Raw genomic sequence first — 21,358 nt, forward strand, 5'->3', positions numbered from 1 at the left:
AAGGAGATTCGCCATGCTCGAACGGTTCAGCCTCGGCGGCAAGGTCGCCATCGTGACCGGCGCCTCCTCCGGGCTCGGCGTGGCCTTCGCCCGCGGCCTGGCCGAGGCGGGCGCCGACGTCGCGATCGGCGCCCGGCGCAAGGACCGCCTGGAGGAGACGCGGCGGCTGGTCGAGGAGACCGGCCGCCGGTGCGTCGCCGTCGAGACCGACGTCACCGACCCGGCCGCCTGCGAGGGCCTGGTGGGCGCCGCGATGGAGGCCTTCGGCCGGGTCGACGTGCTGGTCAACAACGCCGGGGTCGGCACCGCCGTACCGGCTCTGCGGGAGACTCCCGAGCAGTTCCGCGCGGTCGTGGACATCAACCTGCACGGCACCTACTGGATGGCGCAGGCGTGCGCGCGGGTCATGGCGCCGGGCTCGTCCATCGTCAACATCGGCAGCATCCTCGGCGAGACCACCGCGGGGCTGCCGCAGGCCGCCTACAGCGCGTCGAAGGCGGGGGTCATCGGGCTCACCCGTGACCTGGCGCAGCAGTGGACCGGGCGGCGCGGCATCCGGGTGAACTGCCTGGAGCCGGGGTTCTTCGCCTCGGAGATGACCGAGCAGTACGCCCCCGGCTACCTGGAGCGCATGCTCGACTCCCGGGTGCCGATGGGCCGGGCGGGCGATCCGGCCGAGCTGGTCGCCGCCGCGGTCTTCCTGGCCTCCGACGCCTCCTCCTACATCACCGGGGTGGTCCTTCCGGTGGACGGCGGCATCCTGCTGACCTGAGGCGCTCTTGTAGCGGGGCGGTCGGCGCTCTATGGTCGTTGCGTAGTCCGGTGCGTGTTGCGTATTAAGGAACAACCGGAGGGCGCATGGTGGGCCGGCCGCGATTAGTGATCATTGGAGCCGGCATCGTCGGCTGTGCGCTCGCCGACGAGCTGACCGGCCGGGGCTGGACCGACGTGACCGTCGTCGAGCGAGGCCCGCTGTTCCGCACGGGCGGGTCGAGCTCCCACGCGCCCGGGCTGGTCTTCCAGACCAACTCGTCCAAGGCGATGACCGAGTTCGCCGCCTACACCGTGCGCAAGTACCTCGCGCTGGGCACCTTCGACCAGGTCGGCGGGCTGGAGGTGGCCACCACCCCCGAGCGCCTGCACGACCTGCACCGCCGCCGCGGCTGGGCCGAGTCCTGGGGGGTGCACGGCGAGGTGATCGGCCCCGAGGAGTGCGCCCGGCTCTGGCCCCTGCTCGACCGGGCCAAGGTGCTCGGCGGCTACCACGTGCCGACCGACGGCCTCGCGGACGCCGTGGCCAGCGGCGAGGCGCAGGCCCGGCGGGCGATCGCCCGCGGAGCCCGCTTCCTGGGCGAGCACACCGTCGTCGGCGTCGAGCAACGCGGCGGCCGGGTCGTCGGGGTCACCGTCGAGTCGGCCGACGGCCCGCGGACCGTCCCGGCGGACGTGGTCGTCTGCGCCGCCGGCTTCTGGGGTCCCACGATCGGCGCGCTGGCCGGGGTGAGCGTGCCGCTGCTGCCGCTGGCCCACCAGTACGCCCGCTCCGGCCGCTTGGCGGGTGTGCGCGAGTCGCTGCCGATCCTGCGCCACCAGGACCGCGACCTGTACTTCCGCGCGCACGGCGACCGGCTGGGCATCGGCTCCTACGCCCACCGCCCGATGCCGGTCGCCCAGCACGAGATCGCCGCCAGGGCGACGACCATGCCCTCGGTGCAGGCCTTTACCGCCGAGGACTTCGACCCGGCCTGGGCCGACGCCGCCGAGCTGCTGCCGGAACTGGCCGCGAGCAAGCACACCGACGGCATCAACGGCGTCTTCTCCTTCACCCCCGACGGCTTCCCGCTCATCGGCGAGGCCGCCGAGCTGGAGGGCTTCTGGCTGGCCGAGGCGGTCTGGGTGACGCACTCGGCGGGCGTGGCCAGGGCGGTGGCCGAGCTGCTGGTGGACGGCGTCTCGACCTTCGACCTGCACGAGTGCGAGCTCAACCGGTTCGAGCCCGTGCAGCTCGCCCCGGCCTTCGTCGAGGAGCGCGGCCGGCAGAACTTCGTCGAGGTCTACGACATCATCCACCCGCTGCAGCCGATGGAGTCGCCCCGGCCGCTGCGCACCAGCCCCTTCCACGTGCGCCAGCGCGAGCTCGGCGCGTGCTTCCTGGAGGGCGCGGGCTGGGAGCGGCCGCACTGGTTCGAGGCCAACGCCGCCCTGGCCGAGGAGGTGCCCGAGCGCGACGAGTGGGCGGCCCGCTTCTGGTCGCCGATCGCCGCCGGGGAGGCCAGGGCCACGCGCGAGCGCGTCGCGTTGTACGACATGACGCCGCTCAAGCGCATCGAGGTCAGCGGCCCCGGCTCGGCCGCCTTCCTGCAGTACCTCACCACCAACGACGTGGACCGCAAGCCCGGCTCGGTGACCTACAGCCTCCTGCTCGACAGCCGGGGCGGCATCCGCTCCGACCTCACCGTCGCCCGGCTGGCCGAGGACCGCTTCCAGGTCGGCGCCAACGGCAACCTCGACCTCGACTGGCTGCGCCGGCACGCCCCGGCCAACGTGCGCGTCGCCGACCTGACCCCGGGCACCTGCTGCATCGGCGTCTGGGGGCCGCAGGCCAGGGAGCTGGTCCAGCCGCTCACCGACATGGACCTGTCGCACGAGGGCTTCCGCTACTTCTCCTGCCGCAGCGGCTACGTCGGGCACGTGCCGGTGCTGGCCATGCGCGTCTCGTACGTGGGCGAGCTCGGCTGGGAGCTCTACACCAGCGCCGACCTCGGGCTGAAGCTCTGGGACACGCTGTACCGCGAGGGCGTGACGGCCGGCGGCCGGGCCGCCTTCAACTCGCTGCGGCTGGAGAAGGGCTACCGGCTCTGGGGCGTGGACATGACGCCCGAGCACAACCCGTACGAGGCCGGGATCGGCTTCGCGGTCCGGGAGGACAAGGACTTCCTCGGGCGCGAGGCCCTGGCCCGCGAGCCGGTGCGCCGACTCGTGCCCCTGCTGAGCGCCGCCGTGGTGTTGGGCAAGGAGCCGGTACGGCACGCCGGCCGGACGGTCGGCCACGTGACGAGCGCCGCCTACGGGCACACCGTCGGCCACGCCATCGCCTACGCGTGGCTGCCCGTCGAGCTGGCCCAGCCCGGCACCGAGGTGGAGATCGCCTACTTCGACCGCCTGGTCCCCGCCACGGTCGCCGCCGAGCCGCTGTACGACCCCAAGATGGAGAAGATCCGTCGGTGACCCACCCAGACTTCCTCTGGCGCACCCCCGAGCCCAAGCACTCCTACGACGTGGTGATCGTCGGCGCCGGCGGCCACGGCCTCGCCACCGCCTACTACCTGGCCAAGAACCACGGCATCACCGACGTCGCGGTCCTGGACAAGGGCTGGCTGGCCGGCGGCAACATGGCCCGCAACACCACGATCATCCGCTCCAACTACCTCTGGGACGAGAGCGCGGCCATCTACGAGCACTCGCTCAAGCTCTGGGAGGGCCTCAGCGAGGAGCTCGACTACGACCTGCAGTTCAGCCAGCGCGGCGTGCTCAACCTCGCGCACACCCTGCACGATGTGCGCGAGGGCCGCCGCCGGGTCAACGCCAACCTGCTCAACGGGGTGGACGCCGAGTGGCTCGACGCCGACCAGGTGGCCGAGTTCTGCCCGATCGTCAACGTGCGCGGCAGCGCCCGCTACCCGGTGCTCGGCGCCACCCTCCAGCGGCGCGGCGGCATCGCCAAGCACGACCACGTCGCCTGGGCGCTGGCCCGTCAGGCCGACCGGTACGGCATCGACCTGCTGCAGAACACCGAGGTCACCGGCTTCGAGATCACCCGCAACCGGGCGGTCGCGGTGAGGACCAACGCCGGGGTCATCCACGCCGGGAAGATCGCGCTGGCCGCCGCCGGGCACACCAGCGTGCTGGCCGCCCAGGCCGGGATCCGGCTGCCGCTGCAGTCGCACCCGCTCCAGGCCCTGGTCTCCGAGCTGCTCGAACCGGTGCTGGACTGCGTGGTCATGTCCAACGCGGTGCACGTCTACGTGAGCCAGGCGCACAAGGGCGAGCTCGTCATGGGCGCGGGCATCGACCAGTTCACCTCCTACGGCCAGCGCGGCGCCGCGCACGTCATCGAGGCGCAGATGGCCGCCGCCCTGGAGCTGTTCCCGCTGTTCGCCCGGGTGCGGGTGCTGCGCACCTGGGGCGGCATCGTGGACGTCTCGCCCGACGCCTCCCCGATCATCGGCCCCACCCCGGTCGAGAACCTGTTCATCAACGCCGGCTGGGGCACCGGCGGCTTCAAGGCCACCCCGGGCTCCGGCTGGGCCTACGCGCACACCATCGCGCACGGCAAGCCCCACCCGCTGGCCGAGCCCTACTCGCTGGAGCGCTTCCGCACCGGGGCGCTGATCGACGAACACGGAGCGGCGGCGGTCGCACACTGATGATGCTCCTGCCTTGCCCGCACTGCGGGCCACGTGACGAGAACGAGTTCCGGTACGGCGGGCAGGCCGGGATCGCCTACCCCGAACGGCCCGGCGACCTGGACGACGCGGCCTGGGCCGAGTACGTCTTCCTGCGCGACAACCCCAAGGGCTGGTTCCACGAGCGCTGGTTCCACTCCGGCGGCTGCCGGACGTGGTTCACCGTCCGGCGGCACACCGTGACCCACGAGATCAGGACGGCGCCATGACCACCCCGCCCACCCTGGCCTTCCGCTTCGACGGCGTGCCGTACAGCGGGCTGCCCGGCGACACCCTGGCCGCGGCGCTGCTGCGCAACGGCGTGCGGGTCGTCGGGCACAGCGTGGATCTGGGCCGGCCGCGCGGCGTCTACACCGCCGGGCCCGAGGAGCCCAACGCCCTGGTCCGGGTGGGCGCCGATCCGATGCTCCCGGCGACCACGATCGAGCTGCGCGAGGGGCTGGAGGCGTGGAGCCTGCGCGGCAAGGGCCGCATCGACCCCTCCGCACCGGACTCGCGGCGCTGCGACAAGGCCTACCTGCACTGCGACGTGCTGGTCATCGGTGGCGGGCCCGCCGGGCTGGCCGCCGCCCTGGCCGCCGGCAGCGCGGGCGCCCGCGTCGTGCTCCTGGACGAGGGACCCCGGCTCGGCGGCGACCTGCTGTCCAGCCGCGTGCTCCTCGACGGCGCGCCCGCCGCGCGCTGGGCCGGGAACGCCGAGGCCCGGCTGCGGGAACTGCCCGAGGTGCGGATCCTGACCCGGACCACCGCCACCGGCTACTACGACCACAACTACGTCCTGGCCGTCTCCCGCCCCACGCCGGAGGCCGAGCGGCTCTGGCACCTGCGCGCCCGCCGCGTGGTCCTGGCCACCGGCGCGCACGAGCGGCCGATCGCCTTCCCCGGCAACGACCGCCCCGGCGTCATGCTGGCCTCGGCCGCCCGGACCTACGCCAACCGGTACGGCGTGGCCCCCGGCCGGCGGGCGCTGGTCTTCGCGTGCGCCGACTCCGGCCACGAGGCGGCCCGCGACCTGGCGGCGGCCGGGGTCGAGATCGTCGCGGTCGTGGACCCGCGCGCCGACGGCCAGCTCGTCACCGGCACCACGGCCGACGCCGCCGGGGTGCTCGACGGGGTGCTGATCGGCGACCGGCACGTCGAGGCCGACCTGCTGGCCGTCGCGGGCGGCTGGAACCCGGTCGTGCACCTGTTCAGCCAGTCGCAGGGGCGGTTGCGCTTCGACGACGAGCTGCAGACCTTCGTCCCGCACCTGTCCGCGCAGGCCGAACGCTCGGCCGGGGCGTGCCGCGGGGTCTACGGCAGCGCCGAGGCCATCGCGGACGGGCTGGCCGCGGGCGCCGAGGCGGCGGCGCTGACCGGGTACGGGGCGCCCGTCGCCGTGCGGGTGCCGGACAGCGACCAGGGCGCGCTCCGCCCGCCGGCCCGGTTGTGGACCTGCGGGGACGACCCGGCGACCGCCTTCGCGGACCTGCACCGCGACGTGACGGTGGCCGATCTGGCGCGGGCGGTCGGGGCGGGGTTGCGCTCGCCGGAGCACGTCAAGCGGTTCACCACCGCGGGGACCGGCGCCGAGCAGGGCAAGACGTCGATCGTGGCCGGGGTGCTGGGGGCTCTGCTGGGGGTGACGCCGGCGGCCACCACGTTCCGCCCGCCGTACACGCCGGTGTCCTTCGCGACGCTGGCCGGGCGCGACCGGGGGCTGCTGTCGGACCCGGTGCGGGTCACCGCGATGCACGGCGAGCACGTGGCCCGCGGGGCGGTCTTCGAGGACGTGGGCCAGTGGAAGCGGCCGTGGTACTTCCCGCGGCCGGGGGAGTCGATGGCCGAGGCGGTGGCCCGCGAACGCCTGGCGGCCCGCACGGCGGTGGCGGCCATGGACGCCTCGACGCTCGGGAAGATCGACATCCGGGGGCGCGACGCGGGGGAGTTCCTCGACCGGATCTACACCAACCTGTACTCCACGCTGCCGGTCGGCTCGTGCCGGTACGGGGTGATGTGCGGCGCCGACGGGATGGTCTTCGACGACGGCGTGACCACGCGGCTCGGTGCCGAGCACTACCTGATGACCACGACCACCGGCAACGCCGCCGCCGTGCTCGACTGGCTGGAGGAGTGGCACCAGACCGAGTGGCCCCGGCTCGACGTGCGCTTCGTGTCGGTCACCGACCACTGGGCCACCGTCGCGGTGGCCGGGCCGCGGGCTCGGCGGGTGATCCGCGCGCTCGCGCCGGAGGCGGCGGAGCTGGCGTTCATGACCTACGCCGAGACCGCCGTGCTCGGAGTGCCCGGGCGGGTGTTCCGGATCAGCTTCTCCGGTGAGCTGGCCTTCGAGGTCAACGTGCCCTGGCAGTACGGCGGGGCGCTCTGGTGGCGGGTGCTGGAGCTGGGCGCGGTGCCGTACGGGACGGAGACCATGCACGTGCTGCGGGCCGAGAAGGGCTTCGCGATCGTCGGCCAGGAGACGGACGGGACGGTCACGCCGCAGGACCTCGGCATGGGGTGGATCGTCTCGCGGCGGAAGCCCGACTTCGTGGGGCGGCGCTCGCACCTGCGGCCGGACACCGCGCGGGAGTCTCGTAAGCGGCTGGTGGGACTGGTGGCGGAGGAGCCCGTGCCGGAGGGGGCCCAGCTCACCCGGGAGGGGGCCGCGCCGGCGATCGGGTATGTGACCTCCAGCTATCCGGTGGCGGTGCTGGCGCTGGTGCGGGAGGCGGCCGAGGGGGAGCGGCTGGTCGCGGTGGACGGGGCGCGGCGGGTGCCGGTGACCGTCGTCTCGCCGGTGTTCTACGACCCCGACAACCTCCGCCGCGACGGCGACCCGGAGCCCGACGACCTGCACCGCGACGGCGACCCGGAGGCCGGTGAGCTCGCTGATCCGGTTGACCCGGCTGACCCGGTTGACCCGGAGTCCGGGGTGCTGGAGGCGGTGAGTCCGGCGGCGGGGTTCGCCGGGCGGTTCGCGGCGGCCTCCGGCGCGCGGGTGCGGGTGCGCGAGGTGCCGTTCGTGCCGATGTGGGAGGTGCGTGGGGAAGATCCGGGCCGCGGGCTGCGGCTCGGTCCGGCGTGGTGGCTCGTCGTCGGCGGCGAGGCGCCCGCGGGCGGCGTCGAGGTGTCCGGGCAACGCACCGTGCTGGAGCTGTCCGGCCCCGCCGCCCGGGAGGTGCTGATGACCGGCTGCCCGCTGGACCTGCATCCCCGGGTGTTCACCGGCCACGCCCAGACCACCGTCGGCAAGGCGGGCGTGGTGCTGGAGCGGACGGAACCCGACACCTACCGCCTCTACGTCCGCTCCTCCTTCGCCGCCTACCTCGCGGAATGGCTCCTGGACGCCCTCGACGGCATATAGCCGCTATTTCCGGAAATATGGTGGAAGGCGTACCGGAACTTGACCGAACGGAGCGTGCCGCGTGCGCATGCGGTGGGCAGTGGCAGGCATGGCGGGCATGATCGGCCTCGCGGCGCTGAGCGGGTGCGGCGGCCTGGAGGCGGCCATCGACCGCCAGCCCCAGAAGGACCCGGTCAGCACCGGCAAGCCCGGCGAGGCGCGCAAGAAGCTGGACAAGCTCGCCGTCAAGGGCCGCGCGCCCAAGACCGGCTTCGACCGTGACGAGTTCGGCCCCGCCTGGGCCGACGTCGACCGCAACGGCTGCGACACCCGCAACGACATCCTCAAGCGCGACCTGACCGACGAGACCTTCAAGTCCGGGACGCACGACTGCATCGTGCTCACCGGCGTCCTGAAGGACCCCTACGGCGGCAAGACCATCAAGTTCCGGCGCGGCAACGACACCAGCATGGCCGTGCAGATCGACCACCTGATCCCGCTGTCGGACGCCTGGCAGAAGGGCGCCCAGCGGTGGTCGGCGGACAAGCGCAGGCAGTTCGCCAACGACCCGCTCAACCTGCTGGCGGTGGACGGGCCGCTGAACAACCAGAAGAGCGACTCCGACGCGGCGACCTGGATGCCGCCGCGCCGGTCGTACTGGTGCGAGTACGTCACCCGCCAGATCGACGTGAAGGCCAAGTACGACCTGTGGGTGACCGAGGCCGAGAAGAAGGCTCTGGAGCGCGGCCTGGAGACCTGCTAGCCCTTGGCCCCGCAGGGCGGCTCGTCCGGCTCGGGGGCGGTGTCGGAGACCGACACCTCGAGCTGGGCGGTCGAGGCCAGCAGGCTGCCCTCCGGCGCGCCCGCCCGGCCCGCGTCGGTCACCACGCTGCGCTCGCCGAGCAGGGCGAAGCTCTCGCGGTCGAAGATGAGCTCGTCGCGCTGCCCGCCGTACTCGCGCCCGATGCTCACGCCGGTGCGCCCGGCCGCGTCCTCGGCCGTCCCGGTGACGCTCACCCCGGGGATGGTGGCGACCGCCTGGTAGAGGGCCTTGCGCTGGGCGGGCGGCAGGTAGGTCTCGCGCAGCAGGTCGCCGGCGCGCTGGAAGGCGGCGCGGTCGGCGTCGTCCGGCTCACCCTCCTGCGCGTAGAGGTGGGCGCGCATGCCCTCGGCGTCGGCCGGCAGGCGCTTGAGCGAGACGTAGTCGGTGCGCAGCCGCTCGGGGATCGTGCCGCCGTCGCAATCGACCAGCGCGCGCAGCTCCGGCCCGGCCGCCGCCTCGGCGAAGGCCTTGCGCGGGATCGGCCAGCCGGGGAACGCGCGTGGCTCCAGCATCTCGATGCGCAGCACGCCGTACGGTCCTTGCTCGGGCTGGCTGGCCCTGAGCCAGATGGTGCGCTTGGAACGATAGAGCCAGCGCTCCTCCTTCTTCCCCAGCGCGTAGGAGCCGTACATGGTCTGCGAGCGCACCACGACGTACTGGTCGTCGCGCGGGGTCAGCTCCTCGTCCACCGCCTGCGCGGCGCGGTCGAGGACCTCGGCCGCCGACATCAGCGTCAGGGCCGGCTCGGTCGTCCGGGCCGCTCGGGCCGACTGGGCCGGCTGGGCTGACTGGGCCGGCGGGGTGGCGGGCAGCGCCTGGACCACCGTGACCGCCGCCGCCAGGGCGAGCCCGCCCGCCGCGACCATCAGGTACGGCCCGCGCCGCCGAGCCGTCCGCCCGCGCCCCGCCGCGGCCAGCCGCTCCCGGGCCATGGCCTTGGTGCCCGGGTCGTACGGCGCCGCATCCGGCCGCTCGTCGCGGTAAAGGTCGATCTCGTTCATCGGGCGGCCTCCAGGACACGGCGGATCTTGGCACGGGTGCGGGACAGGCGGGACCGCACGGTCCCCAGCGGGATGCCGAGCGCCTGCGCGGCCTGCTCGTAGGAGAGCTCGGCCCAGGCGACCAGGAGGAACAGCTCGCGCTCCGACCGGCTGAGCGCGGCGAGCGCGGCGGCCAGCGCGGGCCGCAGCACCTCGGCGTCGACCCGGTCGTGGCTGCGCTGCTCGAAGGGCTCGTGCACCGGCTCGGCCAGCCGGGCCAGCGCGCGGAGCCGGCGCAGTTCGGTGCGGCGGTGCTTGCCGATGAGGTTGGCGGCGATGCCGTACAGCCAGGGCCGGGCGTCGGGGCGGGCCAGGTCGTAGCGCCCCCGCTTGCGGAAGGCGGCCAGGAAGGTCTCGGCCGTGACGTCGTCGGCGGCCGAGACGTTCTCCGGGCCGAGGCGGCGGGCGGCGTACCGGTGGATCTCCTCGGCGTAGCGGTCGAACAGCCCGGCGAACCGTTCGGGCTCGGCCAGCGACTGCTCGATGAGCCGGGCGTCGGCGTGCGCCGGCGGCACCGAGGCGGTGGCGCCCGCCGGCCTGCCCGCCGGCACGGCCTGGCTCACCACGGAAGGGGTCGTTGCATCGGAGGGTCCTCTCATGGGCGCGTCCGCGCCCGTCACCCTCTACTCACCCGCACCCGCCCGGCCGGTTCCAGGCTCGTTCCCGGCCAGCCGTTCGCGGGCGATCCTGAGCTCGGCGCGGAGCCGGGTGACCTCCGCCTCCAGTTCGAGGATGCGCCGGATGGCGTTGAGCGTCATGCCCTCGTCGGCCATCCGGGTGACGTGCTGCACGGCGAGGATGTCGCGCCGGGAGTAGCGGCGCTGGCCGCCGGGGGAGCGGCCGGGCGAGACCACCTCGTGCTGGTCGAGGCGGCGCAGGTAGGCCTGCTGCACCTGGAGCATCTCGGCGACCTGCCCCAGCGAGTACAGCGGGGCGTGCTCGTCGTCGAACGGCAGTCGAGCCATGCGGCCTCCTCACGACGAGAGGGACGAGCCCGCCGGGCTCGTCCCTCTGCTGGATCTCTCGTCAGGCCCGGATGGCCTTGTTCTCGCCCTGCCGGATCTCGACCTTGCGCGGCTTGGCGCGCTCGACCACGGGGATGCGGACGGACAGCACGCCGTTGTGGTAGCCGGCCTCGATGCCGTCGCTGTCGAGGTGCTCGGACAGGTAGACGCGCCGGGTGAAGGTACCCATCGGGCGCTCGCGGACGAACACCCGCTCGTCCTGGCCGATCTCCTCCTCGCGGCGGGCGCTGACGCTGAGGACGCCGCGGTCGACGGTCACCTCGATCGAGCCGGGGTCGATGCCGGGCAGATCGAACCGCAGGACCACGTCGTCCTCGCGGCGCAACCCGTCCATCGGCATGATCGGGCCCTGCTCGGCGGTCTGCCGGGTGAGGCGGTTGAACTGGCGCTCGAACTCCTGGAAGAACGGGTCTACGGAGGTGAGCAGCATCGCCGGTCTCCTTCTCGTAGTGAAGCTAACCTCTAACTACAGTTGTAGGTTAACTCCACTTCGGGATAGAAGCAAGCCCTCAGTCGTCATCCTGAGCGTCGTCGGCGTCGTCCTGGGCATCCGTCTCGGTGTCGTGCTTGAGGACCTTGCCGTTCTGGTCGTCGATGTCGAAGTCGTGCTCGACGGTGTCCTTGCGCAGCTCGACCTCCCAGACCTTGCCGTCGTGCTCGGCGTCGGTGAGCGTCGCCCCCGGCACCTGGGCCTGGGCGATCTGGACCGCGCGCTCCTTGGTGATCGCGGGCGCCTCCTGGGAGGCGGCGAAGGCGGCACTGCCCCCGGCGACGACGGCCATGGCGGCAACGCTCACCACGATGATCTTCGTTGTCTTCTGCATGATCCCAGTGCACCGCGATCCGCCCTAAAGGCGCGCTAAGCCGCGGTTAACGTCCGAGCCGAACCTCGACGCCGTGTCCGGTCAGCCGCATCGAGCCGCCGGAGGACTCGGCGGTGCGCCGCACGATGTCCAGCCCGAGCCCGGTCGAGCCGGTGCCGCTGGTGCCGCGCTCCAGCAGGGCGGGGTCGAAGCCGGGTCCCTCGTCGGTCACCGTCAGCGTGCCCTCGTCCGACAGCCCCACGGCGAAGGCGGTGCCCTCGGGCGTGTGCGCGAAGACGTTGCCGAGCAGGGCGTCGACCGCCGCGGCCAGTTCCTCGCGGCCGACGGCCACGTGCACCGGCCGCTCGGGCAGCGTCACCGTCACCGCCCGCTCCTGGTCCTCGGCCAGCACCGACCAGAACCGCACCCGCTCGCCCACCACCTCGGCGGCGTCGCACGAGGCGGAGGCGGCGGTGCGGTGGCGGGCGTCGGTGATGACCGCGCTCACCGCGCGTTCGAGGTCGTCCACCCGGGCGGCCAGCCGCGCCGCCTCGGCCGGGTCGCGCAACGCCTCGGCGTCCAGCCGCAGCCCGGTCAGCGGGGTGCGCAACCGGTGCGACAGGTCGGCGACCGACTCACGCTCGGCGGCCAGCAGGTCGCCGATCCGGCCGGCCAGATGGTTCAGGGCCAGTGCCACGCTGGCCACCTCGGGCGGGCCGCCCGGCGCGGCCCTGGCCTCCAGGTCGCCGCGCGCCAGCCGGTGGGAGACGCCGGCCAGCTCGTGGATGGGCGCGGTCAGCCGCCGGGCCAGCCGGTCGGCCAGGCCGATGCCGAGCACGACCAGGCCCAGCCCCAGCACGAGCAGGGCGAGCCACGACTGCGAGACGCCCTTGCGCAGCTCGGCCTCGCTGACGAAGACGCAGATGACGACCGTGCCCTCGCTCGACTGGACCGAGGTCAGCACCTCACGCCCGTCGTCGGCCTCGGCCGTCACGCTGCGGCCGGTCGCGGCCAGCCGTACCGCGGCGGATTCGGCCTGCGCAGGGCGGTGGTAGACGGTCACCGGCAACGAGGCGCGCTGCGCGGACAACTCGGGATCGGGCGAGAGCGCCACGGCCTCGGCGGCGGCCGTGGCGCGGTTCATCGCCGCGTTCTCGGCCGCCACCCGGATGAGCAGCGCCATCGGCACCAGCAACGCGATCAGCACCAGCGAGGTGGTCGCCGCCACCAGCAGGGCCAGCCAGCGCCTCATGACGGCTCGGCCAGCTTCACCCCGACACCGCGCACGGTGTGCAGGTAGCGCGGGCTCGCGGCGCTCTCGCCCAGCTTGCGGCGCAACCACGACAGGTGCACGTCGACCGTCTTGTCCGCGCCGCCGTACGGGACCTGCCAGACCTCGGTGAGCAGCTCGCGCCGGGTGACCACCTCGCCCGGCCGCGCCGCCAGATGGCACAGCACGTCGAACTCGCGCGGCGTCAGATCCAGCTCGCGCCCGTCCAGCGTCGCCACCCGGGCGCGCGGATCCACCGTCAGCCCGCCCACCCGGTACGGCTCGGCCCCCCGCCCCTCCCCGCCGCGCCTGAGCACGGCCCTGATGCGGGCGTCGAGCTGCGCGGCGCTGTAGGGCTTGACCACGTAGTCGTCGGCGCCGGAGTCGAGCACCGGCACCATCTCCGCGTCCCCGTCGCGCGCGGTGGCGACGATGACCGGCACCTTGGAGACCGCGCGGATCATGCGCAGCAGCTCGCGGCCGTCGAGGTCGGGCAGGCCGAGATCGAGCACGATCAGGTCGGGCCGGTCGTCCAGGGCCTGGCGGAGTCCGTCGAGCGCGGTCGGCGAGGAGGCGACGGCGTGCCCGAACTCGCGCAGCCCGCGGGTGAGCGCGGTGCGAATCGTCGCATCGTCTTCGATCAGCAGGATGTCCGCCATAGAGGGCTACCGTAACCGCTGGCGGAGCGTGGTCCATGCCGGCTTATCGTCGGCTTAACCTGGCCTTAGCCCGAGATGCGGAAGAGTGGGGGAGATGACCCGTCTGGTGCTGGCCTGGGGCGCGATCGTGGTGGCGGCGACCGCCGCGGCGGTCGCGGTGCTCGGCCTGTTCGGCGGGCTGCTCGGCACCCACGGGCACGTGATGAGCCAGGACGAGGTGCGCGCGGCCCTCGCCTCGGCGTCGGCCTCCCCGCGTCCGGCGCTCAGCCCCGCCTCGCCTCGCCCGTCGCTCAGTCCCTCCTCGCCGCGCCCGGCCGTGACCGGCGAGGCGACCGCCCTGACCTCGCCCGGCGGCACCGTCGTGGCCGTCTGCGAGGCCGGCCAGGTCACCCTGAGGTCGTGGAGTCCCGCGCAGGGCTACTCCATCGACGAGGCCGACCCCGGTCCCGCGCCGGTCGCCCGGGTGGAGTTCGACGGCGACGACCGCGAGGACGTCGAGGTGCGCGTGGCCTGCTCCGGCGACCGGCCCGCGCTGGTGACCGGCTAGCTCTCCGCGCTCAACGCCGCCTTGGTGAGCTCCGCCTGCCGCCGGATCTGCCGTAGCACGACCGCGTTGAGGTGCTTTCCGGCGAAGGTGTCCACCATGTCGTCCAGGACGGCGTAGGCCCGGTCGAGGTCGCCCTTGCGTGCCTCGGCCCTGGCCAGGCGGCGCATCGCCAGGTTGAGGGTGATGTTGTCGACGCGGCCCTCGCGGACCACCGCGCCGAGCTGGGTGATGCTCTCCTGCGCGTCCGGCGGGCGGATCTGCAGCCGGCTGCCCTCCAGGTGCTTGAACTCCCGCTCGGCGTTGAGCCCCTTCACCAGGCGCGCGTAGGTGGCCAGGGGATGCCCGCCGTACCGGTCGATGACCTCGTCGAGAGCCGCGTTGCCGGAGCTGAGGGTGGGGGAGTCGGAGCCGAGCAGGGAGAAGAGCTTGCCCTGCTCCTCGCCGAGCATGAGCTCGGCCACCTTGTGGTCGGCATCGGCGACCGGGTAACGCACCCGCACCAGGCAGGTCGGCGAGACGATGCGCGAGCCGTCGGCGGCGATGTACTGCGCGCGGACGCGGTACTCGCCCGGCTGCTGGAAGTAGTGCCCGTCGCGCCCGTGCCCGATGTAGGCGCTGCGGTACATGGCCGGGTTGCCGGCGTCGAGCCGCACGTCGAGGGAGTGGTCCACGCAGTGCCGCATCATCGGCCGATAGAGCACGGTCCGCCCGGACGGCTGGGTGATCGAGACCTGGGTGAACTCGGTGTCGGGGTGAAGGTGGCTGTGCGTGTGCCGGGGCTCGCCGGCGGTGGCCAGCTTCAGCTCGACGACCACGGGCTCGCCGAAGCCGAACCACTCCTTGGCCCTGACCTCCAGCCGCAGCCCCGAGTGGTCCTCGACCGGCTGCTCGAAGGGCTGGATCTCGGCCGCGCCGCTGCCGAAGGCGTTCGCGCCCATCGCCACGTCGCGGTAGAAGCCGTGCCGCAGGTGGATGAGCTCGGTGTCGGTGAACTGGAAGGGGAAGGCCGCCCAGTAGCCGCGCTCGCCGCCGGGCCGGTAGTTCTGGACGTAGTTCATCCACGACAGGTCGCCGAAACCTCCGTCGGGGCCGAGCGGCTGCGGCGGCGTGGCCAGGTTCTTCTGCCAGGAGTGCAGCAGGTTGAAGGCGTGCCCCAGCTCGTGCACGTAGGTGCGGAGCTGCGCGCGTTGCGCCTGCGGGCTGTCGCCCTTGATCGCGTCGTGGAAGACCGCCGCGCCCTGGCGCTGGCAGGCGTCGTTGTAGTCGAACATGATGCCGCGGTAGCCGCCCACGTGCTTGCTGGCCACCAGCAGCCACACCCGCCAGGCCGCGCCGTCGCCGAAGGCGGTGAACGCCTGCGTCATCGCATGGTGCAGCTCGGCGTCGTCCCAGGCCAGGTCGGCGCCGGAGCCGTCCACCGGGGTCACGCCCGGCGGACCGGTCACCAGCTCGACGCCGGCCTCGGCGTAGGCCTCGGTCACGCCGAGCACCCGGGGATCGCCCGGCGGCCCGGGCAGCGAGCCGGTGTCGTAGGCGACGAAGGGCACGGCCCCGACCACCGAGTCGATCTCCAGCAGCACCCGCCGGAAATACGGCGAGGCGAACTCCAGCGGGTACCGCACCCCGTCCAGCAGCAGCTCGGTCTCGCCCAGCTCGACGTCCCTGCCGGTCACCGGGTAGGTGAACGCGCCCGTGCCGCCCACCACCGCCCCGCGCCGCTCGGGCGCGTGCACGACGAACGAGCCGACGTAGGACAGCGTCTCCCCGGCGCGCGCGAACAGGTCCCCGCTCACCCGCCCGGTCGCCCTCGGGCCGTCGAGATCCACCCTCAGCTCGACCTCGGAGTCACCGTTCCGGCCGCGATAGAGCCCGCTGATCATTGGCGTCCCTCCTCAGGAGGGACGCTTCACCGCATCGGGGCGGTTGTCAACGCCCGATCTGCAGGGAGCTGAGCAGTTCCTCCGACGCGCGGGTGATCTCGGCGACCGCGCGGTCGAAGGCCTCGGCGTTGTGCTTGGCCGGCGCGCGGAAGCCGGAGATCTTCCTGACGTACTGCAGGGCGGCCGCGCGCACGTCCTCCTCCGTGACTTCCTCGGTGTACGGCGGGCGCAGCGTCTTGATGCTTCTACACATGTCTCAACGGTAATAGCCGATCCGCTGGCTGATCTCACCCGCGCCCTCGACGAGCGCCGCCGCCACCTCCGCGAGCCGCTCGGTGGTCAGCCGGTAGGACGGCCCGGAGGCGCTCACGGCGGCCACGACCGAGCCGTCGGCGCCTCTGACCGGCGCCGCGACCGCGTTCAGCCCCACCTCCAGCTCCTCCACCGTGGCCGCCCAGCCGCGGCGGCGGATCTCGTCGAGGCCGAGCGCGTCCGGATCGGTGACGGTCGCGGCGGTGTAGCGCTCCAGCACCGGCGCGAGCGGCAGCGCCCCGAAGGCCAGCAGCACCTTGCCGCTGGAGGTGGCGTGGGCGGGCGTGCGCTGGCCGACCCAGTTGTGGCCGCTGATCGCCGCCGGGCCGCGGACCTGGCTGATGTTGACCGCGTGGCCGTCCTGCGGCACCGCCAGGTTGACCGTCTCGCCGACCGCCTCGGCCAGCCGGCGGCAGACCTCGCGGCTCTCGCGGGACAGGTCGAGCTGCGCGCTGGCCGCGCCGGCCAGCCGGACGACGCCGAAGCCGAGCCGGTAGCGGCCGCGCTCGCCGCTCTGCTCGACCAGGCCGCCCTGCTCCAGCGCGGCCAGCAGCCGGAAGGCGGTGGACTTGTGCACGTCGAGCTCGGCGGCCAGGTCGGTGACGCGGGTGGCGCCCTCGCGGGCGAGGATCTCCAGGATCGCGATGGCCCGGTCGACCGACTGCACGGAGCTGTTGCTCATGGCGCAACAGCGTAGCCGCGTCAGGCCCGCAGCGGGTTGAGCTCCGTCCCGAAGGCGTAGGCGATCTTCCGCATGCCCTCCGCGAGCTCCTCGCGGTCGAGGGCGTCGATGCGCTCGGCCGGGCCGGAGACCGACATCGCGGCCACCACCCGCTCCCCGTCGTGCACCGGCACGGCCAGGCAGTGCACGCCCAGCTCCTCCTCGCCCAGGTCGAGCGCGTACCCCTGGTGCCGCACCCGCGCCAGCTCGCCCAGCATGGCCTCGGTCGTGGTGATGGTGTTGGCGGTCTTGCGCGGCATCCCGGTGCGTTCGAACAACGCCACGGCCTCCGCCTCCGGCCGGTCGGCCAGCAGCACCTTGCCCACCGCCGTGCTGTGCGGCAGCAGCCGCTTGCCCACCTCGGCGAACATCCGCAGCCGCCGCGGCGAGCTCGACTGGGCCACGTAGACGATGAAGTCGCCCTCCAGCACCGCCAGGTTGGCCGTCTCGCCGGACAGCTCCACCATCCGCGCCAGATACGGCCGGGCCCACTCGCCGACCATCCGCTCGGCCACCCCGCCGAGCCGGACCAGCGCCCCGCCCAGCGCGTACCGCCGGTCCGCCTCCTGACGCACGTACCCCCGGGCCAGCAGCGTCTGCAGCAACCGGTGGATCGTCCCGTACGGCAGGCCGGTGCGCGCGGCCAGCTCCGACAGCCCCGCCTCGCCCCCGTGCGCCGCCAGCGCCTCCAGCACGTCGAAGGCGCGCTCCACGCTCTGCACGCTCACAACCCCACCCCCCGGAGCGACGCGTCCAGCACCTGCGCGGTGTGCGCGACCCGCACCCGCCCGCCCCGCCGCCGCATGGCCGAGGCGATCTGCAGCGTGCACCCGGGATTGGCCGACACCAGCAGGTCGGCCTCGATCCCGGCCAGCCCGGCGGCCTTGCGGTCGCCCAGTTCGGCCGCCGCCCGCGGCTGGAAGATGTTGTAGGTGCCGGCCGAGCCGCAGCAGATCTCCGGCTCGGGCAGCTCGCGCAGGGTCAGGCCGGGGATGGCCGCCAGCAGGTCGCGGGGCTGGCGGCGGATGCCCTGGGCGTGGGCCAGGTGGCAGGCGTCGTGGTAGGCGACGGTCAGCGGCAGCGGGTGGCGCCGCGCGACCGGGCCCAGCTCGGCCAGCCACTCGGCCAGGTCGACGGTCCTGATCCGGGAGGCGCGGCGGGCCCACTCCGGCTCGGCCTCGAGCAGGTCGGCGTACTCCTTCATCGACGAGCCGCAGCCGGCGGCGTTCACCACGACGGTGTCGACCCCGGCGCGCTCGAAGGTGCGGATCGTGCGTTTGGCCAGCCGTACCGCCTGGTCCTCGCGGCCGGAGTGCACGCTGAGCGCGCCACAGCAGCCCTGCCCGGGCGGGATGACCACGTCGCAACCCTCCATCGCCAGCACCCGGGCGGTGGCCGCGTTGACCTGCGGGAAGAACTCGCGCTGCACGCAGCCGAGCAGCATGCCCACGCTCGCCCGGCGCGGGCCGCGGGCCTTGACCAGCCGGGGCAGCCGAGAGCGCGGGCCGGGTTCGGGGGCGAGGGCGGCCATCGCGCCCAGGCTCGGGTGCACCCGCTCCAGGAAGCCGCGCAACGGGCCGGTCAGCCGCATCGGCAGCCGCAGCAGCCGCAGCCGGCGCGGGTAGGGGAAGAGGCTGAAGACCAGCCCGCGGATCGCGCGCTCCTGCGGGTCGCGCACGTGCACGCGCTCGACCTCGGCCCGCGTCTGCTCGATCAGCCGGTCGTACCGCACGCCGGAGGGGCAGGCGGTGACGCAGGCCATGCAGCCGAGGCAGGCGTCGAAGTGCCCGGCCATCTCGGAGGTGAGCGGGGTGCCCTCGACGTGCTGGGCCATCAGGTGGATCCGGCCCCTGGGGGAGTCCATCTCCTCGCCCCACAGCACGTACGTCGGACACGCCGGCAGGCAGAAGCCGCAGTGCACGCAGTCGCCGATGAGCTCCGGATCCATTCAGAACCCTCCGAGAAGGCGGCCGGGCGCCAGCACGCGACCGGGGTCGAACCGCTCCTTGACCCGCTGGAGCAGGGGGTTGGGCGCGGCCTGCGGCTGACCGAGCGCGCGCACGCGACGCCCGTCGCCGTGCAGGCGATCGGGCCCGGCGGCGGTGTAGGCCACCAGGTGGTCGGCCAGCCACAGCCGCGTCCTGGCCTCGCCCAGCGCGTCCAGGAGCGCGGGCAGGCCGGTGGGCAGGGTCCTGACCTCGGTCACCGGCTCGTCCAGCCCGGCCCAGCCGGCCGGCTCCCCGGCGAGCAGGTCGCCGCCCACCTCCAGGCGGAGCGCCTGCGCCCTGGCCTCGGCTGCGGCGCCCTCGACCAGGACGGTCACCGTCCCCTCCGGCCAGTCGAGAGTGATCGCGCTCGGCTCGGCCTGATGCGCGGCCAGCACCGGGAAGACCTCGCGCGGGTCGCGCCGCGTCACCAGCCAGCGGCGGTCCTGCGGCAGCGGGTGCAGCCGGAAGGTCGCCTCGGCGATGACGCCGAGCGTGCCGTAGGAGCCGGTGAAGAGCTTGCCGAGGTCGTAGCCGGCGACGTTCTTGACCACCTTGCCACCGGAGCGGGCGATCGTGCCGTCGGCCAGCACCACGGTGATCCCGATCAGCAGGTCGCGCGGCGTGCCGTAGCGCAGCGCGCGCGGCCCGGCCAGGCCGGTGGCCAGCGTCCCGCCGACGGTCGCGCCCGGCAGCGGCAGGTCGAGCGCGAGCTCCTGGCCCGCGGCGGCGAGCGCGGCGGCCAGCCGGTCGAGGGTGAGCCCGGCCTGCACGCGCACGACCAGGTCGCCGGCGGCGTGCTCCAGGACGCGGTCGAGGCAGCACAGGTCGAGCAGCACGTCGCAGCGCTCGGGCGGGCCGCCCCAGTCGAGCTTGGTGCCGCCGCCGACCGGGACCGCCGCCAGCCCGCGCTCGGCGCAGGCCCGCAGCACCGCGGCGAGCTCCTCGGTGCTCTCCGGCAGCGCCACCCAGGTCGCGGGCACGCCCGCGACCACGTCGTCCGGCCCCGCCGCGCGTACGGTGACCCCGTCGATGCTCAGAACTGCTCGGCCCTCCCCGACTCGACCAGCGGGTGCACGCCCTTGCGCACGCCCGGCACCTCGCCGCACAGCCGCGGGGTGGGGAAGACCTTGCCCGGGTTGGCCAGGCCGCGCGGATCGAAGGCGCAGCGCACGAGCTGCATGGTGTCCAGGTCGTCGGGCGTGAACATCTTCGGCATGTAGCGCGCCTTGTCGACGCCCACGCCGTGCTCGCCGGTGATGGAGCCGCCGTGCGCCAGGCACAGGTCGAGGATGGCGCCCGAGACGGTCTCGGCCCGCTCGCCCGCGCCCTCCTCGGCGTCGTCGAACAGGACCAGCGGGTGCAGGTTGCCGTCGCCGGCGTGGAAGACGTTGGCCACGGCGATCCCGTGCCGCGCGGACAGCTCGTCGATGCCGGCCAGCACGCTCGGCAGCGAGGTGCGCGGGACCACGCCGTCCTGCACGATGTAGGCCGGGCTGATCCGGCCGACCGCCGCGAAGGCGGACTTGCGGCCCTTCCAGATCGCCGCCCGCTCCAGCGCGTCGGCCGCCACCCGCAGCTCGAAGGCGCCGGAACAGATCTCCTGGAGCTGCTCGAACTGCCGCCGCACCTCCTCGGCCGGGCCGTCGAGCTCGACGATGAGCACGGCGCCCGCGCCCCGCGGGTACTCGCACGCGACCGCGGCCTCGGCGGCCTCGATGGCCAGGGCGTCCATCATCTCGATCGCCGCGGGCACGATCCCGGCCGCGATGATCGCCGAGACCGCCCGGCCGCCCTGTTCCAGGTCGGCGTAGGCGGCCAGCACGGTGATCACCGACTCGGGGGTACGGCTCAGCCGTACGGTGATCTTGGTGGCGATGCCCAGGGTGCCTTCCGAGCCGATGAAAGCGCCCAGCAGGTCGAAACCGGGATCCATCCGGTCGAGCGTGACCAGGTCGCCGTCCGGGGTGACCAGCTCGCAGGCCAGGACGTGGTTGACGGTGAAGCCGTACTTCAGGCAGTGGGCGCCGCCGGAGTTCTCCGCCACGTTGCCGCCGATCGAGCAGACCTGCTGGCTGGAGGGGTCGGGGGCGTAGTAGTAGCCGTCGGCGCGCACCGCCTCGGTGATCGCCAGGTTAGTGACGCCCGGCTCGACCACCGCGCGGCGGTTGGGCAGGTCGATCTCCAGGATCCGGCGCATCCGCGAGGTCACGATCAGCACGCCGTCGCTGCGCGGCAGCGCGCCGCCGGACAGGCCCGTGCCCGAGCCGCGCGCCACGAACGGCGTGCCGTACTCGTTGCAGAGCCTGACCACGGCGGCGATCTGCTCGGCGGACTCCGGGAGGACCACCACGCCCGGGGTGACGCGGTGGTAGGTCAGGCCGTCGCACTCGTAGGTGCGCAGCCGTACCGGATCGGTGATCACCGCCTCGGGCGGGAGGAACTCCCGCAACCGGGCGGTGAAGGCGGACAGGTCGCGCACGTCACCCCTCCCGTCGGTCC

The 21,358-nt window shown here is 73.8% G+C and carries 21 protein-coding genes; 7 read left to right on the forward strand and 14 right to left on the reverse strand.

Features of this window, described 5'->3' with window-relative positions; all coding sequences use genetic code 11:
* The first annotated feature begins 13 nt into the window (after nucleotides 1-13).
* The 6 genes from ACIBG7_RS07440 to ACIBG7_RS07465 all read left to right on the forward strand — a co-directional run bounded on the left by ACIBG7_RS07440 (nucleotide 14) and on the right by ACIBG7_RS07465 (nucleotide 8,554).
* Nucleotides 14-772, forward strand: coding sequence for an SDR family NAD(P)-dependent oxidoreductase (locus tag ACIBG7_RS07440; protein ID WP_397335525.1), 759 nt, complete (start codon nucleotides 14-16; stop codon nucleotides 770-772).
* Between the two features lie 86 nt (nucleotides 773-858).
* A complete protein-coding gene (locus ACIBG7_RS07445; protein ID WP_397335526.1) occupies nucleotides 859-3,228 on the forward strand; it encodes an FAD-dependent oxidoreductase in 2,370 nt (789 codons plus the stop codon).
* Nucleotides 3,225-4,427 carry a sarcosine oxidase subunit beta family protein gene (locus tag ACIBG7_RS07450; protein ID WP_357927403.1) on the forward strand — a complete coding sequence of 401 codons (1,203 nt, stop codon included), beginning with the start codon at nucleotides 3,225-3,227 and terminating at the stop codon, nucleotides 4,425-4,427. The genes ACIBG7_RS07445 and ACIBG7_RS07450 overlap by 4 nt, the downstream gene beginning before the upstream one ends.
* Nucleotides 4,427-4,675 carry a sarcosine oxidase subunit delta gene (locus tag ACIBG7_RS07455; RefSeq protein ID WP_357927401.1) on the forward strand — a complete coding sequence of 83 codons (249 nt, stop codon included), beginning with the start codon at nucleotides 4,427-4,429 and terminating at the stop codon, nucleotides 4,673-4,675. The genes ACIBG7_RS07450 and ACIBG7_RS07455 overlap by 1 nt, the downstream gene beginning before the upstream one ends.
* Nucleotides 4,672-7,812: a 2Fe-2S iron-sulfur cluster-binding protein gene (locus ACIBG7_RS07460; protein ID WP_397335527.1), complete on the forward strand. Its 3,141-nt coding sequence runs from the start codon at nucleotides 4,672-4,674 to the stop codon at nucleotides 7,810-7,812. Before ACIBG7_RS07455 ends, ACIBG7_RS07460 begins: the two co-directional genes overlap by 4 nt.
* Nucleotides 7,813-7,879: 67 nt before the next feature.
* Nucleotides 7,880-8,554 (forward strand): HNH endonuclease family protein, encoded by a 675-nt coding sequence (locus ACIBG7_RS07465; RefSeq protein ID WP_397335528.1) that lies wholly within the window; start codon nucleotides 7,880-7,882, stop codon nucleotides 8,552-8,554.
* On the opposite strand, the gene ACIBG7_RS07470 is transcribed toward ACIBG7_RS07465, so the two are convergent.
* The 7 genes from ACIBG7_RS07470 to ACIBG7_RS07500 form a co-directional block, all read right to left on the reverse strand.
* On the reverse strand, nucleotides 8,551-9,615 hold the full coding sequence (locus ACIBG7_RS07470; RefSeq protein ID WP_397335529.1) for a CU044_5270 family protein: 1,065 nt from the start codon (nucleotides 9,613-9,615) through the stop codon (nucleotides 8,551-8,553). The two genes, ACIBG7_RS07465 and ACIBG7_RS07470, sit on opposite strands and share 4 nt — an antisense overlap.
* A complete protein-coding gene (locus ACIBG7_RS07475) occupies nucleotides 9,612-10,217 on the reverse strand; it encodes an RNA polymerase sigma factor (protein ID WP_397335530.1) in 606 nt (201 codons plus the stop codon). The genes ACIBG7_RS07470 and ACIBG7_RS07475 overlap by 4 nt, the downstream gene beginning before the upstream one ends.
* Nucleotides 10,218-10,277: 60 nt before the next feature.
* On the reverse strand, nucleotides 10,278-10,619 hold the full coding sequence (locus tag ACIBG7_RS07480; RefSeq protein ID WP_357927392.1) for a MerR family transcriptional regulator: 342 nt from the start codon (nucleotides 10,617-10,619) through the stop codon (nucleotides 10,278-10,280).
* A gap of 61 nt (nucleotides 10,620-10,680) precedes the next feature.
* Complete coding sequence (locus tag ACIBG7_RS07485) at nucleotides 10,681-11,109, reverse strand: Hsp20/alpha crystallin family protein (RefSeq protein ID WP_357927390.1); 429 nt, start codon at nucleotides 11,107-11,109, stop codon at nucleotides 10,681-10,683.
* Nucleotides 11,110-11,188: 79 nt separating this feature from the next.
* The gene (locus tag ACIBG7_RS07490; protein WP_397335531.1) at nucleotides 11,189-11,503 is read right to left on the reverse strand and encodes a PepSY domain-containing protein; all 315 of its coding nucleotides are present in this window, start codon (nucleotides 11,501-11,503) and stop codon (nucleotides 11,189-11,191) included.
* 46 nt (nucleotides 11,504-11,549) lie between these two features.
* Nucleotides 11,550-12,734, reverse strand: a complete 1,185-nt coding sequence (locus ACIBG7_RS07495; RefSeq protein WP_357927386.1) for a HAMP domain-containing sensor histidine kinase — start codon at nucleotides 12,732-12,734, stop codon at nucleotides 11,550-11,552.
* A complete protein-coding gene (locus ACIBG7_RS07500) occupies nucleotides 12,731-13,411 on the reverse strand; it encodes a response regulator transcription factor (RefSeq protein WP_357927384.1) in 681 nt (226 codons plus the stop codon). Before ACIBG7_RS07500 ends, ACIBG7_RS07495 begins: the two co-directional genes overlap by 4 nt.
* Before the next feature lie 94 nt (nucleotides 13,412-13,505).
* On the opposite strand from ACIBG7_RS07500, the gene ACIBG7_RS07505 reads away from it, so the two are divergent.
* A complete protein-coding gene (locus ACIBG7_RS07505; protein ID WP_397335532.1) occupies nucleotides 13,506-13,958 on the forward strand; it encodes a hypothetical protein in 453 nt (150 codons plus the stop codon).
* Here the strand turns inward: ACIBG7_RS07505 and ACIBG7_RS07510 are convergent.
* From ACIBG7_RS07510 to ACIBG7_RS07540, 7 genes are read right to left on the reverse strand one after another with little or no spacing between them, the layout of a single operon-like run.
* Entirely contained in the window at nucleotides 13,955-15,838 is a 1,884-nt protein-coding gene (locus ACIBG7_RS07510) for a hypothetical protein (protein WP_397335533.1), read from the reverse strand. The genes ACIBG7_RS07505 and ACIBG7_RS07510 overlap by 4 nt on opposite strands.
* A gap of 46 nt (nucleotides 15,839-15,884) precedes the next feature.
* Complete coding sequence (locus ACIBG7_RS07515; RefSeq protein WP_357927378.1) at nucleotides 15,885-16,091, reverse strand: DUF2277 domain-containing protein; 207 nt, start codon at nucleotides 16,089-16,091, stop codon at nucleotides 15,885-15,887.
* Between the two features lie 3 nt (nucleotides 16,092-16,094).
* Nucleotides 16,095-16,832 carry an IclR family transcriptional regulator gene (locus ACIBG7_RS07520; RefSeq protein ID WP_357927376.1) on the reverse strand — a complete coding sequence of 246 codons (738 nt, stop codon included), beginning with the start codon at nucleotides 16,830-16,832 and terminating at the stop codon, nucleotides 16,095-16,097.
* Nucleotides 16,833-16,852: 20 nt separating this feature from the next.
* Nucleotides 16,853-17,593, reverse strand: a complete 741-nt coding sequence (locus ACIBG7_RS07525; protein ID WP_397335944.1) for an IclR family transcriptional regulator — start codon at nucleotides 17,591-17,593, stop codon at nucleotides 16,853-16,855.
* A gap of 2 nt (nucleotides 17,594-17,595) precedes the next feature.
* The gene (locus tag ACIBG7_RS07530; protein WP_397335534.1) at nucleotides 17,596-18,819 is read right to left on the reverse strand and encodes a (Fe-S)-binding protein; all 1,224 of its coding nucleotides are present in this window, start codon (nucleotides 18,817-18,819) and stop codon (nucleotides 17,596-17,598) included.
* Complete coding sequence (locus tag ACIBG7_RS07535; protein WP_397335535.1) at nucleotides 18,820-19,839, reverse strand: FAD-binding oxidoreductase; 1,020 nt, start codon at nucleotides 19,837-19,839, stop codon at nucleotides 18,820-18,822.
* Between the two features lie 53 nt (nucleotides 19,840-19,892).
* Complete coding sequence (locus ACIBG7_RS07540) at nucleotides 19,893-21,338, reverse strand: FAD-linked oxidase C-terminal domain-containing protein (RefSeq protein ID WP_357927369.1); 1,446 nt, start codon at nucleotides 21,336-21,338, stop codon at nucleotides 19,893-19,895.
* Between the last annotated feature and the right edge of the window lie 20 nt (nucleotides 21,339-21,358).

This window comes from Nonomuraea sp. NPDC050328 (genome assembly GCF_044459405.1).
GTDB lineage: Bacteria > Actinomycetota > Actinomycetes > Streptosporangiales > Streptosporangiaceae > Nonomuraea.